The sequence below is a fragment of the Pseudoalteromonas lipolytica genome (assembly GCF_003515105.1).
Classification (GTDB): domain Bacteria; phylum Pseudomonadota; class Gammaproteobacteria; order Enterobacterales; family Alteromonadaceae; genus Pseudoalteromonas; species Pseudoalteromonas lipolytica.
The window spans coordinates 518,753-531,792 of record NZ_CP032091.1 but is presented as its reverse complement, the minus strand read 5'-3'; the positions used below and the strand labels follow the sequence as shown (position 1 = coordinate 531,792).

Genomic DNA, 13,040 nt, shown 5'->3' with positions numbered 1-13,040 from the left:
TATAGGAGTTGTATGAAAATAATGCCAGACCCCAAACGCGACTTTAAATCGATTGCTCTGATAGAAAAATCTGATTTGTGTTAAAAGCGAAAGTCGACCATTTTATAAGGGTATTAATTAACAGTGAGTCCCATATGAAAACCATTAATCCTGATGTTGCTAAACAATTAAGTATTAACTTTTTCATCGCCAATTTGCCAATATTAGTATTAACGGGGATCATCGCTGCCTCTATCGCAGGACTGGCTTTTAGAAGCCCATTACTATTTTGGCTCGTGCTTATTGTTACGCCATTCAGTATTAATTATTTATATTCAAAAAGACGTATCAAACAATTTTGTAAAGACAACCGCTGCGATGATGTGTCGTGTCTTGGTAAACGCACTGATTAAATTTTAATTTTATTACCCTGTCACCAGATTATTTTCACTCCATTTAGTCTATTTTTTAGTTAGTTAGGCTATTTTCATCGGTAATTTAAAGGTTACAGCAACACCTTGATCTAGCTCGCTCGCTATACTTACTTCGCCTTGCAATGCTTGGGTTGCAAGGTTATAAACAATTGACATACCAAGCCCACTGCCTCCTGTACCACGTTTGGTGGTGAAAAAGGGTTCAAACACTTTATGTATTACCTCTGCGCTCATGCCGTGACCGTTATCTTTATAGCACAGTGTGTATGTGTCGTTTTCGTGGTTAACGGTCACTACTATATCAATGTGATTTTGCTGACGGCCCGTAAACCCATGCACACAACTATTATTCACCAAGTTTAATATTATTTGACTTAAAGCCCCGGGCACGGTGATCAGATTAAGATCATCGTCGCACTTTATGGTCACTGTAACGTTATGACCGCGGGTCAGCGGCATTAAACTGTGCACTATGTTTTCGAGGTAATGCTTAATGTTTGTTTCAAGTAAGTTAAGTGAAGACTGATCAACGGCGGTCTGTTTAAAGTCACTAATCAGCTTTGCAGCGCGCTCAAGGTTAGTGAAAGATATTTTAAAGCATTCATTTAAATGGTTCATACCATCAATAAGCGCAGCCTTTGTTAAGGTGTTTGACTGGACAAGCTTATCGAGTTCGGTGAGTTTATCTTTTGCAGAGCTATTTGCCGTGACGGCGATGCCAATAGGCGTATTAACCTCATGCGCAATGCCGGCAACAAGATTACCTAGCGATGCCATTTTTTCGGATTCTATGAGTTTTTCTTGGGTGTCTGTAAGCTCTGTTAAGGTTTTTTCGAGTGTACGAGTTCGTTCTGCAACCCGTTGCTCTAATAGTTGATTTGAGCGCTCTAGTTCAGCGTTGATGCGTTCATTTTCTTGCGCCGATAGCGCACGCCCATATAAATCGGCTAATGCCCCGATAAATGAACACTCATCTTCTGTCCATTGGCGTTGTCCGCCAATGTGTTCACAGCAAAAAATACCTATCATTTTGCCTTTATAACGAATGGGAGCGTCAAGCATCGCACCAATATTGAGGGGAGCAAGGTAACTTTCGCTAAATTCCGATGTTGCAGGGTCTGTGTGAGCATCAACAGCGGTAATCGTGCGCTGGGTATCGAGGGCTTTAAAATAAGCAGGATAAGCATCACGAGGCAATACGATCATTTGGATCTCTTTGCCGTTTTCTCTGTCGAGTAGCAAACGACATTCAATCGCGGTGTTTTCTTTATTTAGTAACCATATTCCTGCCCGACCAATTTCAAGGCCATCAAGTACAGCATTTAGAATTAAGCGTTCAGCTAATTCAACATTACCACTATCAAGATCCGAAGACATTGATACGCCGTAAAGCAGTTGGACTAGTTGTTGGCGCATTACACTCACCTTTTAGTTGCAGGACACCTTAAGTCTAGACGAACATAGAAAATCTGAGATATCAAAAATTACTTTTTAGAAACTCTTTTAGTATTAAGTAGTTGTTCAGATTAAAGTGGCTATATTGTACCTAACTCCTGTTGATACCCCCTACAACGTTATGTTGTTTAAGCAGTTTGACCAGCTCTATTTTGAGCTGGTTTTTTTTTGCCTAGTCCACACAGGCCTCGCATGTTAAAGTTACTTTAGAATTCACTAAACAATGAATATGTCATGCGTTATACCTTAATTTTATTCACCTTTTTAATGAGCTTTAGTCACTTTGCCAAGGCTCAAACAGCACAAGAAAACAGCCCTGCCTTAACCGAAGCAGAGCAACAACAGGCACTCGATAAACTGCAAGAGCCTATGTATAAGCCTTTGTTAGAGCGCTATATTCTTGATGAGCTTAAAGCGGTACGCCAAGATCAACAAAAGCTGCGTGAAGATGTAACAAAACAAGTTACTCATACCCAGTTAGATACTGCCGACCGTGCATTAACTTATACCACCGACACCATTAACAATGTGTTTTTCATTATTACTATTACGGCATCTATTTTAGTGTTAGTTGGTTGGAACTCATTACGCGATGTAAAAAATAAAGTAGAAGACATTGTAAATACACGAGTGAGTGCAATTACTAAAGAATACGAAGAACGCTTAAAAGTACTAGAAGAAAAGCTACGAGAGCGCTCTGAAGAAATATTAACGAACCAGAAAAAAATCTCGATCACCAACGAAGTACACTCTCTGTGGATGCGTGCGAATTTAGAAAGTGATGTAGCTAACAAGATTGAAATTTTTGATGAGATTTTAAAACGTAAACCAGAAGATGTAGAAGCAATCGCGTATAAAGCCGATGCACTATTAGAAATTAATCAAACAGGTGAAGCGATTGAATTGTGTAATCAAGCGCTCGAAATGGACAGTGACTATGGTTATGCCTATTGGCAACGTGCCTGTGCTTACGCGCTGTTACACAAACATGCTGATGCGATGGCTGATATTCGTATGGCCCTTGAGTACTCGCCAAACTTGCGTAATGAGTTATTACACGAAAGTGCATTTGCAAGCTTACACGATAACGAAAGCTTTAATTCGTTATTAAATGAAACGGCTTAAGCAGGTTCGAGCAACGAGGTTCGAGTAGCGAGGTTCGAGGTTCGAGGTTCGAGGTTCGAGCAGCTAGGTTCGAGGTTCGAGCAGCTAGGTTCGAGCAGCGCGATTCACTTTTATACTAAATAAATTTTACGCCTACCATTCAACAAAAAAGAGCAGCTCAGCTGCTCTTTTTTACTTAACGGAAGAATAACACCTTGGTTATTTTGCCATTCTCAATTTGGTAACTGGTCACAAACTCAGAACGTTTATCCACTACATTGGGGTCTTGTGAGCAAGTTTCTGATAACTCGTGATCAATAACAATGTTGCCAAGCACAATGCGTTTTATAGGCGATGACTTAATACACTTCAATTTTTTAAACATAATGCCGTAACGCGCAATCAGTTTTTCCTTGCCTGTGAACATTAACTCATTAGGAAACGCATAAAACTCAACATTCTCATCGTACATTTTAATAAATGCTTCAATATTACGCGCATTATAAGCCGCTATCACTTGTTCAATAACCGCCATAGACTCGCGAGATTGACGCGCTTTCTCTTGCTGTTTAGCCGTTAACGCTTCTTTAGCTTGGTTAACTGCTTTTTCGGCCTCTGCGACAGCTTCTTGCTTTGCTTGTGCTGTTTTTGGTTTTTCTGCTGGTACTGGCGTTTGTGTACCAAGCACTTTGCTGTCATCAACCTGAGCTGCTGCTTTTTGTTCTTCAGCAACGACTTTAGGTTGCGCTGTTTCTGTTGTTACAGGCTCTTGCGGGTTATTAACGGCTTGCTCTGTTGTCGTTTGTTGGTCTGTCTTTAAGGCGCGGGTGTCTGTGTGGGTTGCTGTTGTGTTGCCTTCAATAAATTCTATGGCTGGCACTGATTTTTCTGTTTTTTGCTCGCTTTTCGTTTCTTGTTCAGCTTTTGTTTGTGGCTCGGCTTTTTGGGCAGTTTCGTCACTTGCAATAGACTGCCATGTGAATAATAAACTAATTGCAAAAAATAACGGTTTCATACTTTTCCTAAATGCATCATTCCTGATTTGAGGCGCTAAAGTAGCAAATTCTCGCTGTTAGGCATAGTCTTTTACCAATACTGCTCAACGGTTATCTGCCCAGGCTCGCGGCGACGGTTGCGACTAAAGCCAAGCTCTAACAAAATTGCCGTGGTGTCTTTTACCATTTCGGGGTTACCGCAAATCATAAATTGAGCCGTGTCTGGATTAACGTGTTTGCCAGTGACCTCAAATAAACGATGATCTTTTATAACGTCAGTGATCCGGCCATTAAACCCGACTGATGCTGACTCCCTGCTGACTACGGGCGAATAGTGAAGATTAGGGTTTTGCTTTTGCAAGGCGGCAATACGCTGTTGATAGCTTAGGTCTTCGTTTAAACGCACACCATGCACTAAATGCACGTGCTCAAACTTTTGCCACACATCGCCTTGCTCTAAAATTGAAATAAATGGCCCAAGCGCGGTGCCTGTACTAAGCATATACAGTTGCTCGCTACTCGGTACTTCGTCCAGTGTAAAAAAACCCGTAGCGCGGCGTTCAATGGTCACCGAATCCCCCGGTTTTAATTGCGCTAACTGCTGAGACAGTTGACCGTCTTCAACATTTATTAAATAAAACTCAAGATCAGGGTTGTCTGGTGCATTCACATACGAATAAGCGCGTGCTACCCGTTTATCACCCACTTGCATCGCTAATTTAGTAAACTGGCCCGCTGTAAATGGCTCGACATCTGCATTCACTATTAGGCTAAATAGCGAGTCGGTCCACCATTTTACGTCTTTAACCTTCGCTTCAATCCAATTAGACATACGCATCCTCGAGTTATGTTCCTTTATTAAAGGTGGCAAGAATTGGTAGTGGTGTCAATGGGCATAGTAAGAAGTTTTAAAATACGCGATACGAAAAAGATAATACACGTTAATAGGCTAGGTAAACTCGCTGCGACCGTTTCGCAGCTGACTAGTTTTTGTTGATTATTTGCTGGCTATCCCTTTTAAATTAATACATTACACACGCATAAAAAAAGCCGCATAAATGCGGCTTTGAGGTTAGTCTCACTTCACTTTGGGCGTGTCTCCAAATTTCAGTGAATACGTTACCAAGGAACTTTTTTAATGTAATTAAATTGATTCTAAAGCAATTTTAACCATTTCGTTAAAGGTGCTTTGACGCTCTTCACTCGGCGTTGCTTCTCCGGTGATCACGTGATCACTTACGGTAAATAGTGCCATAGCTTTTGCGCCATACTCGGCTGCTACGCCGTACATGCCTGCTGTTTCCATATCAACGGCGAGTACGCCTAGTTTGTCGAGCTCTTGATAGAATGTGTTATCTGCTTGGTAGAATGTATCTGTTGTGAATACATTACCTACTTTTGCTTCGATACCTAGCTCTTTCGCAGCGTTTACGCCATTAAGTAGTAAACCAAAATCAGCAATAGCGGCAAAATCGTAACCACGCACACGTGCACGATTTACGTTTGAGTCAGTGCTTGCACCTTGTGCAAAGATAACGTCGCGAATTTTAATATCGCTACCAATACCGCCACAGGTACCAATTCGAATTAGATTTTTAACGCCATAACTAACAATCAATTCACGGGCATAAATTGACATCGATGGAATACCCATCCCAGAACCCATAATACTCACTGGCTTACCTTTGTAGGTACCGGTAAAGCCATACATATTACGAACGCCTGTTACTTGTTTTGCGTCATCTAAAAAGTTTTCAGCAATGTACTGTGCGCGCAGTGGATCACCCGGCATTAATACCGTTTCTGCAAATTCGCCTACATTGGCACTGATATGAGGAGTACTCATTATTGGTTTCCTTTTTTGTTCGCTAATAGCTCATCTTTAAAGCCATCACCGTATTCAAGTGCAGGCAGATTAAACCACTGGGCAAGGGTTTGACCTATGTCTGCAAAGCTAGCTCTTTCACCAAGCGGGGTGTTTGTCATTCCCGGTTGGTAGGCAAGTACTGGCACATATTCACGTGTGTGGTCAGTACCCGCTGCGGTTGGATCACAACCGTGATCAGCGGTAATGATAAGTACATCATCACTCTGTAGCTGATTTAAAATAGTCGGTAAGTAATCATCAAACTCTTTTAATGCTGTGGCATAACCCACTGCATTACGGCGATGACCGTACTTTTCATCAAAATCAACTAGGTTTGTAAAAATCAAACTATGGTCCGGAGCCGATGCTATCACCTCTGAGGTTTTCTCAAGTAGGTTCATCAGGCCCGGCGCTTTGTGTTTTTGGGTAATGCCTTGGTGTGCATAGATATCGGCAATTTTGCCAATACTGATCACTTCACCGCCGTCTTGCGATAATTTATCAAGCAAGGTTGGCGACGGTGGTAACACCGAATAATCACGACGATTACCTGTGCGGGCAAAATCATCGCGGTTAGAACCCAAAAATGGCCGCGCAATCACTCTTCCTATGTTCATTTCATCAAGCAGCGCCCGTGCGATTTCGCAAACCTGATAAAGTTTCTCCAGTCCAAATGATTCTTCGTGCGCGGCTATTTGAAACACGCTATCAACTGAGGTGTAGCAAATCGGCATGCCGGTTTTCATATGCTCTTCACCCAGTTGTTCTAAAATGGTGGTTCCTGAGGCATAACAGTTACCTAGAATGCCAGGAATACCCGAACGAGCAATTAGCTCGTCAACAAATTCTTGCGGAAAACACGGCTGTGTATTAGGGAAATAACCCCAATCAAATAACACAGGAACGCCCGCCATTTCCCAATGGCCAGACGGTGTATCTTTACCGCTTGATAACTCTTTAGCATAACCCCACGCACCTGTTGGCGCTTGACGGTCACTGACTAAACAAGGCTCTTTACCTGCAGCTTCACATGCATCGGCTAACCCTAAACGCGTTAAATTAGGCAACGCTAAATGCTCACCCGTTTCGTCTGCATAGGCTTTCAATAGATGAGCAAAGGTATTCGCGCCTACATCACCAAACTTCTCTGCGTCAGGTGCTGCGCCAATTCCTAGGCTATCTGCCATTAAGATGATTGCTCTTGCCATGGGTACCTCGTTATCAATGTGTGAATACTTTATATGCTCTTTGAATTTTTGGTACAGGACATAAGTCCTGTTTCATTAAACGGAAACATTATAAATTTGCGTCCTTAAGCGAAGCAAAAGAGATTAATCGTGTCTTTTTTGCTATTGTGATCTACCTAACAATGTTTCCTTCTGTGTGGGCGAGAACTTTAGTGACACGAACAATTATAGCTATTGCTGGCGCATCTGCGTCGGGCAAGTCTCTTTTTAGCAAGACAATTTATAACGAATTAGTCAGTGAGCTTGAACCGGGCGCGATCGCAGTGATCGAAGAAGATGCTTATTACAAGGACCAGTCGCATTTACCGTTCGACCATCGAACGCAAACTAATTACGACCATCCTGATGCTTTCGAGCATGAACTTTTACATGAGCACTTGCTTCAATTACGCGCTGGTAACTCTGTAGAAGTACCTACTTACGATTATGCAATGCATACACGCAGTGATGAAACACGTCGTGTTGCACCTGCAAAAGTGCTCATAGTCGAAGGTATTTTATTATTGAGTGATCCGGCACTTCGAAAAGAATTTGATATTAAGGTGTTCATTGATACACCGTTAGATATCTGCCTTATGCGCCGTATGCAACGAGATATGGAGCAGCGTGGCAGAACATTACAGTCCGTTGTTGAACAATATCAAGCGACAGTGCGACCTATGTTTTATCAGTTTATTGAGCCATCAAAGCACAAGGCTGATTTAGTGGTCACACGCGGCGGTATGAATCGCGTTGCGATTGATATAATTAAAAGTAAAATAAAATATTTACTGCAACAATAACAACGGGAAACAGTCAGTATGACAACATTTATGAGCTTAGTAGGCATTGTTGTGCTACTAGCCATTGCATTTGCGGCATCAACAAACCGTAAAGCAATAAATTTAAGAACAGTCGGCATTGCCTTCTTGCTACAAGTATTAATTGGTGGCTTTGTCTTGTTCTTTGAGGTGGGTAAAAACGTACTGGCAAGTATGTCTAAAGCCGTTTCTTCAGTCATTGGCTATGCAAATGACGGGATCAGCTTTTTATTTGGCTCACTCGCATCGCAAGATACCTTAGGGTTTATTTTTGCGATTCAAGTATTGCCCGTTATTGTGTTCTTCTCAGCGCTGGTCGCTGTGTTGTACCACATAGGGGTGATGGATTGGATAATTAAAATTCTTGGCGGTGGTTTACAAAAACTATTGAAAACCTCGCGTCCAGAATCGCTTTCTGCAACCGCCAATATTTTCGTTGGCCAAACAGAGGCACCACTGATTGTTAAACCGTTTATTGCCAGTATGACTAAGTCAGAGCTGTTTGCAGTAATGGTGGGTGGCCTAGCAACCGTAGCAGGTTCTGTTATGGCGGGTTATGTGACAATTGGTGTAGAGCTCAAATACTTAATTGCGGCCAGCTTTATGGCTGCACCGGGTGGTTTCTTAATGGCAAAAATGATTGTGCCAGAGACTGAGACCCCTAAAGAAGATTTAGCCGATTTAGACGTGCAAGAAGAAAAGCCCGTTAATGTCATCGATGCTGCGGCGTCAGGTGCCGCAAACGGGATGCATTTAGCGCTCAATGTGGGTGCAATGTTACTTGCTTTTGTGGCGCTTATTGCACTTCTAAATGGTTTATTAGGCGGTATTGGTGGTTGGTTTGATCACCCAACATTAACGCTACAAGAAATTTTAGGTTATGTATTTGCCCCAGTTGCCTGGTTATTAGGTGTACCGTGGAGCGAAGCCGTAATCGCAGGCAGTTTTATAGGTCAAAAGGTTGTAGTTAACGAATTCGTTGCTTACCTCGACTTTATAAATTATCGCGATACGTTAAGTGCGCACACACAAGCGATTGTCACATTCGCGTTATGTGGGTTTGCTAACTTATCATCGATAGCAATTTTACTAGGTGGATTAGGCGGTATGGCGCCTGGTCGGCGAAAGGATATCGCACGCTTAGGGCTCAGAGCAGTGTTAGCAGGATCTATGGCTAACCTCATGAGTGCAGCAATTGCAGGTTTTTTCCTCTCGCTAGCTTAGAAACTTAATGAGATGAGCCGTAGTTGCAAAACAATAGGATAGGACTTTAAGGGGTTAAAGGTCTATCTGACTTGAACGATACTTCACCAAGGGCCGAAAGGCCCTTTTATCGTTTTTATGTGCTAATATTTATTTACTAAGTCTTTTTAAGTACATAAATGAAATCTTCTCTACTTATATCTTTATTCTTATGTATGAGTTGGTCTGTATTCGCCGCACCATCACTCACGGTCGTGACTGAGCTCTCTCCTCCTAATCAAACGCTCATCAATAATCAGGTTACGGGCGTAAGCACTGAGTTAGTGAAAGCTATTTTTGACAAAGCTGACTTACAAGCAAATATTGAACTTTACCCTTGGGCACGTGCCTTTAATATGGCGCAAAAAAAACCTAATACCTTTATTTACAGCATTGCAAAAACGCCTGAGCGATTAAATCAATTTGAATGGATTGGTGAAGTAGCGACGTACCATATGGGATTTGTTAAACTGACCTCCCGTAAAGACATTAAAATCAGCTCAAACGAACAAGCAAAACGCTATAAAATAGCGGTACAACGTGATGATCTTGCTGCGAAGCAATTGACCGAGCGTGACTATATTCTGGTCTATACGACGGATATTACAAAGTCGTATCAGTTATTAATTTCGGGTAAAGTTGATTTAATTATCGATGATAAAAACTATCTTAATGCGATGGCCGATCAACTGGCACAGGATGAGTCACGTTTTACCTTTGTTCATGCTATCGATTTTTTAAGCATAAATGGCTATTTAGCTGCCAATAAACACACCAACCCACGCTACATAATGGCCTTAAAAGCCGCATTCAATGAAGTATCAAAAACACAACGGTATAAAGAAATAATGATGCTTAACAAACAACATTAATTATTGGGTGGGGCGTACTTAGCAATATATTTATCAAGTAGCCCTTGGCGACTTAACTTGTTGTAGCTCGCTTGCAAACGCTCAACAAACTCTTGAGGCATGTTTTTGTTAAGCGCCAAAAAGTTACCCACGGTTTCATTTAGTGGCAACTCAATAAGTTTTACCACTTCTTTTCCAACATAACCATATTGCGTAAGCTGGTAATGAAATGACAACTCAGAGCCAATTATTAAGTCGAGTTTATTTTTGAAAAAGAGGTTGATGCACTCATAATGATGGCCGAATTTGAGTAAGTTTTTATTATTTTCGAAGCCAATACTTTCGACAAATTTTTCGTAAATGCCATCTCGTACAACACCTAAGGTGTAGTCTTTCACTTCTGATAAGTCACGGGGATTAACATGGGTATTCGATTTTAAGCGGTAAAAGTAATTGCGCGATGATGCCAATGGTCCAACCCACTTAAACAATGCTTCACGCTCGCTAATACGCGCAGCTGATATAAGCCCAGACATAGGATGCTGCTGTGCTAAATGGTAGGATCTTGCCCAGGGTAACAGTTCGAAGTGACACTCAATGCCTGCATCAACGCACATTGCACTTACAAACTCGAGATTAATGCCTTGTAAGTGCCCTTTATTAGAAAAGTTATACGGCGGAAACTGCTCAGTATAAATCGTGAGCGTTTGTTTTGCTAACGCGACAGGGGCAAAACATAGGCATACTAATATTAAATATTTTAAAATAGCTAATGCACTCAGATAAAATTACTGCATTAAATATAGAAATATTCATCATGCCAGTCAATTTTTAGGCATTAAAAAAGCAAGCCGTAGCTTGCTTCTTTTTAACTTTTACTTTTCAGTAAAAATTATAACGGAGTGATGTTATCCGCTTGAGGACCTTTTTGACCTTGTGAAAGAGTGAACTCTACACGTTGGCCTTCAGCTAAAGTTTTGAAACCGTCGCTTTTGATAGCGCTGAAGTGTGCAAACACGTCTGGGCCATTTTCTTGCTCGATGAAACCAAAACCTTTAGACTCGTTAAACCACTTAACTGTACCTGATACGATGTTAGACATAGTATTATTCCTGATATTAAAAAATTAAAAATGCCCATGTGGGCGGGTGTAGCAAAAAATGAGATGGTACTTAAAAACTTCAGGACGGTACTACAAGTATTACTTATACAACAACGAAATAAAGATTTATTAATTACACGCTTTCTTTCTAGCTGACGCCCACTATATAGAGTTAAAGCGATAAGTCAAACACTATCGACAATTAAAATTCAAATTCAAGCGCTAAACGAAAGCTGTGGTCTTTACCCGATTGACTTAATTCACTTATAAAGCCGGCTTCCCATTTAAGCTGGTGTTTAGGGCTAAAGCGGTGCAAGCCGATAAAACCAGGTCCTACACCAAAAAAGTCTTCACCCGAATAAACTTCTATCGATGGCTGAAACTCAGCGCGATAACGATAACGGTATTGTAAGCGGAACTCGGTTTCCCATTCACTATCTATGTCTGCGCCCCACTCGTACACTAAAAACGCATTCATGGTTAAGCTTGTACGACCAAATTCTTTTTCCCATAAAAAGCCTGTCGTGGCCTCGTAAGCATCAATTGTATGTTGTTTTTCAAGCTCGAATAAGGCGCCCCAGTCAGCCCATAACCGCCCTTGCTCAACAAGCTGCCAGCGCAGTTCAACCTCATAAGACGCTAAACCGAAATCGCCATTATCGTCTCTTTCGCCAACCATATACCCCTCAAGGCTCATGGTATCGTTAATGGCTCCGCCAAAACCTGCACGCTGAGCAAGTACGTTGCCTTGGTCGGTTTGCCTTGAAACGAGCCGCCATTCAACCTCACGCTCAAACGGCATAACATAGGGGTGATATACTTTATCAACCACCATGCCATCGGCGTGCGCAACATGCGCCATACTTGCCAATAACAAGCAACTAAAGCTAATAATTAAGAACCGCATACAGGCTCCTTAGTGTGTTTAACGTTTAAAACACGGGCGAGGACTAAAAATACAATTGTGGCAATTGCATAAACCCATAGCGCCGTTTTACTGGGCGTTGCTTCGTAGCCTAGCAACGCTTTTAACACCCGACCCAGCTCGGAGTTTTCAACCACAAACCCGCGCCAGTCTAAATAGTTTGATGTTATATCGAGTACGTCGATTTGACTCGCTAAATCAAGCAATATGAGTAATTTCGCCGTCGCATTTAATGCCAACAACACAATTAATGGCTGGCATCCTGCACGCCTGACAATGCTCTCGAGTAAAAAAAACAACAGCACGCCAAAGCTAATGCAAATACCGACCCCTAAAAAGGTTCCTAATAGTAGTGGTTCGGCCGCGTCTTTACTGTGCCAAAAGCTCACCAAATAAATCATGTAATGACTTAAATACAGCGCCATAGTCGCTACTAATGCCACTGCTGCTGCCATTTTACTGTGCCGACAGCTTAGTACCGCGGCAACAAATATCACCACACACAGTAGCATTTGAATAAACTCTAAACCTCGGTGCTGAAACAGCTGACTGACCCACGCCGCACCTTGAACAAACAGTAAACTAACCGCAATACCTACCATGCTGTGTATCAGTACTTGTCGTTGGCTAAGGGGCACAATCAAACTTAATAAAACGGCTAAAATTACCACTGGCAACAACTGATTTATGCTCATTAATAAACTAGTTATCAGCATTTTTATCCTCCGTCGCAATCACGGTGCCGCGTGCAGTATTAGGCGAAAATTCACCGAAAAAATCGTAGCGGCCGGGGCTTAGCGGGCCAATATAAATAACGCTTGTGCGGCCTGGGTAAAGTACTTTTTCGCGGTTTAGATCAAAACTATCGAACTCTTCTGGGGTGTTATCTTGATTGTCGATCAGTAAACGTAGTTTTTTGTTTGCCGGCACTTTAATTTCGGCGGGATAAAATAAATGATCTTTTAATATGAGTGTGTACTCTTTGCCATAAGCGAGCCAAGAAGGCAGGCACAACATCATAGTGAACGCAAAAATCCAT

General features: G+C 41.9%; 15 protein-coding genes. 5 read left to right on the top strand and 10 right to left on the bottom strand.

The window, feature by feature from the left end:
- Nucleotides 1-134 precede the first annotated feature (134 nt).
- A complete protein-coding gene (locus D0907_RS18635) occupies nt 135-392 on the top strand; it encodes a hypothetical protein (RefSeq protein WP_065979235.1) in 258 nt (85 codons plus the stop codon).
- A gap of 63 nt (nt 393-455) precedes the next feature.
- Here D0907_RS18635 and D0907_RS18630 read toward each other — a convergent pair whose 3' ends face one another.
- A complete protein-coding gene (locus D0907_RS18630) occupies nt 456-1,829 on the bottom strand; it encodes a GAF domain-containing sensor histidine kinase (protein ID WP_065979234.1) in 1,374 nt (457 codons plus the stop codon).
- Between the two features lie 273 nt (nt 1,830-2,102).
- Between D0907_RS18630 and D0907_RS18625 the strand changes: the two genes are divergently transcribed.
- Nucleotides 2,103-2,993: a tetratricopeptide repeat protein gene (locus D0907_RS18625; RefSeq protein ID WP_036972521.1), complete on the top strand. Its 891-nt coding sequence runs from the start codon at nt 2,103-2,105 to the stop codon at nt 2,991-2,993.
- A 175-nt stretch (nt 2,994-3,168) separates the two neighbouring features.
- Here D0907_RS18625 and D0907_RS18620 read toward each other — a convergent pair whose 3' ends face one another.
- The 4 genes from D0907_RS18620 to D0907_RS18605 form a co-directional block, all read right to left on the bottom strand.
- Nucleotides 3,169-3,987, bottom strand: a complete 819-nt coding sequence (locus D0907_RS18620; protein WP_036972522.1) for a nuclear transport factor 2 family protein — start codon at nt 3,985-3,987, stop codon at nt 3,169-3,171.
- A gap of 71 nt (nt 3,988-4,058) precedes the next feature.
- A complete protein-coding gene (locus tag D0907_RS18615) occupies nt 4,059-4,799 on the bottom strand; it encodes a ferredoxin--NADP reductase (protein WP_036972964.1) in 741 nt (246 codons plus the stop codon).
- Nucleotides 4,800-5,111: 312 nt separating this feature from the next.
- Nucleotides 5,112-5,813: a purine-nucleoside phosphorylase gene (deoD, locus tag D0907_RS18610; RefSeq protein WP_036972525.1), complete on the bottom strand. Its 702-nt coding sequence runs from the start codon at nt 5,811-5,813 to the stop codon at nt 5,112-5,114.
- Nucleotides 5,813-7,042 carry a phosphopentomutase gene (locus D0907_RS18605; RefSeq protein WP_036972526.1) on the bottom strand — a complete coding sequence of 410 codons (1,230 nt, stop codon included), beginning with the start codon at nt 7,040-7,042 and terminating at the stop codon, nt 5,813-5,815. The genes deoD and D0907_RS18605 overlap by 1 nt, the downstream gene beginning before the upstream one ends.
- Before the next feature lie 191 nt (nt 7,043-7,233).
- On the opposite strand from D0907_RS18605, the gene udk reads away from it, so the two are divergent.
- The 3 genes from udk (at nt 7,234) to D0907_RS18590 (ending at nt 9,995) form a co-directional block, all read left to right on the top strand.
- A complete protein-coding gene (gene udk / locus D0907_RS18600) occupies nt 7,234-7,863 on the top strand; it encodes a uridine kinase (RefSeq protein WP_036972527.1) in 630 nt (209 codons plus the stop codon).
- A gap of 18 nt (nt 7,864-7,881) precedes the next feature.
- Nucleotides 7,882-9,105 carry a NupC/NupG family nucleoside CNT transporter gene (locus D0907_RS18595; protein WP_075593388.1) on the top strand — a complete coding sequence of 408 codons (1,224 nt, stop codon included), beginning with the start codon at nt 7,882-7,884 and terminating at the stop codon, nt 9,103-9,105.
- Nucleotides 9,106-9,263: 158 nt separating this feature from the next.
- On the top strand, nt 9,264-9,995 hold the full coding sequence (locus D0907_RS18590) for a substrate-binding periplasmic protein (protein ID WP_036972530.1): 732 nt from the start codon (nt 9,264-9,266) through the stop codon (nt 9,993-9,995).
- Here D0907_RS18590 and D0907_RS18585 read toward each other — a convergent pair.
- From D0907_RS18585 to D0907_RS18565, 5 genes are all read right to left on the bottom strand, one after another.
- Nucleotides 9,992-10,615 (bottom strand): substrate-binding periplasmic protein, encoded by a 624-nt coding sequence (locus D0907_RS18585; RefSeq protein ID WP_244223176.1) that lies wholly within the window; start codon nt 10,613-10,615, stop codon nt 9,992-9,994. The two genes, D0907_RS18590 and D0907_RS18585, sit on opposite strands and share 4 nt — an antisense overlap.
- 251 nt (nt 10,616-10,866) lie before the next feature.
- The gene (locus D0907_RS18580; RefSeq protein ID WP_036972536.1) at nt 10,867-11,076 is read right to left on the bottom strand and encodes a cold-shock protein; all 210 of its coding nucleotides are present in this window, start codon (nt 11,074-11,076) and stop codon (nt 10,867-10,869) included.
- Between the two features lie 202 nt (nt 11,077-11,278).
- Nucleotides 11,279-11,983, bottom strand: coding sequence for a hypothetical protein (locus D0907_RS18575; RefSeq protein WP_074988454.1), 705 nt, complete (start codon nt 11,981-11,983; stop codon nt 11,279-11,281).
- Nucleotides 11,971-12,717, bottom strand: a complete 747-nt coding sequence (locus tag D0907_RS18570) for an iron transporter (RefSeq protein WP_118844991.1) — start codon at nt 12,715-12,717, stop codon at nt 11,971-11,973. The genes D0907_RS18575 and D0907_RS18570 overlap by 13 nt, the downstream gene beginning before the upstream one ends.
- A complete protein-coding gene (locus tag D0907_RS18565) occupies nt 12,704-13,021 on the bottom strand; it encodes a cupredoxin domain-containing protein (RefSeq protein ID WP_118845288.1) in 318 nt (105 codons plus the stop codon). Before D0907_RS18565 ends, D0907_RS18570 begins: the two co-directional genes overlap by 14 nt.
- Between the last annotated feature and the right edge of the window lie 19 nt (nt 13,022-13,040).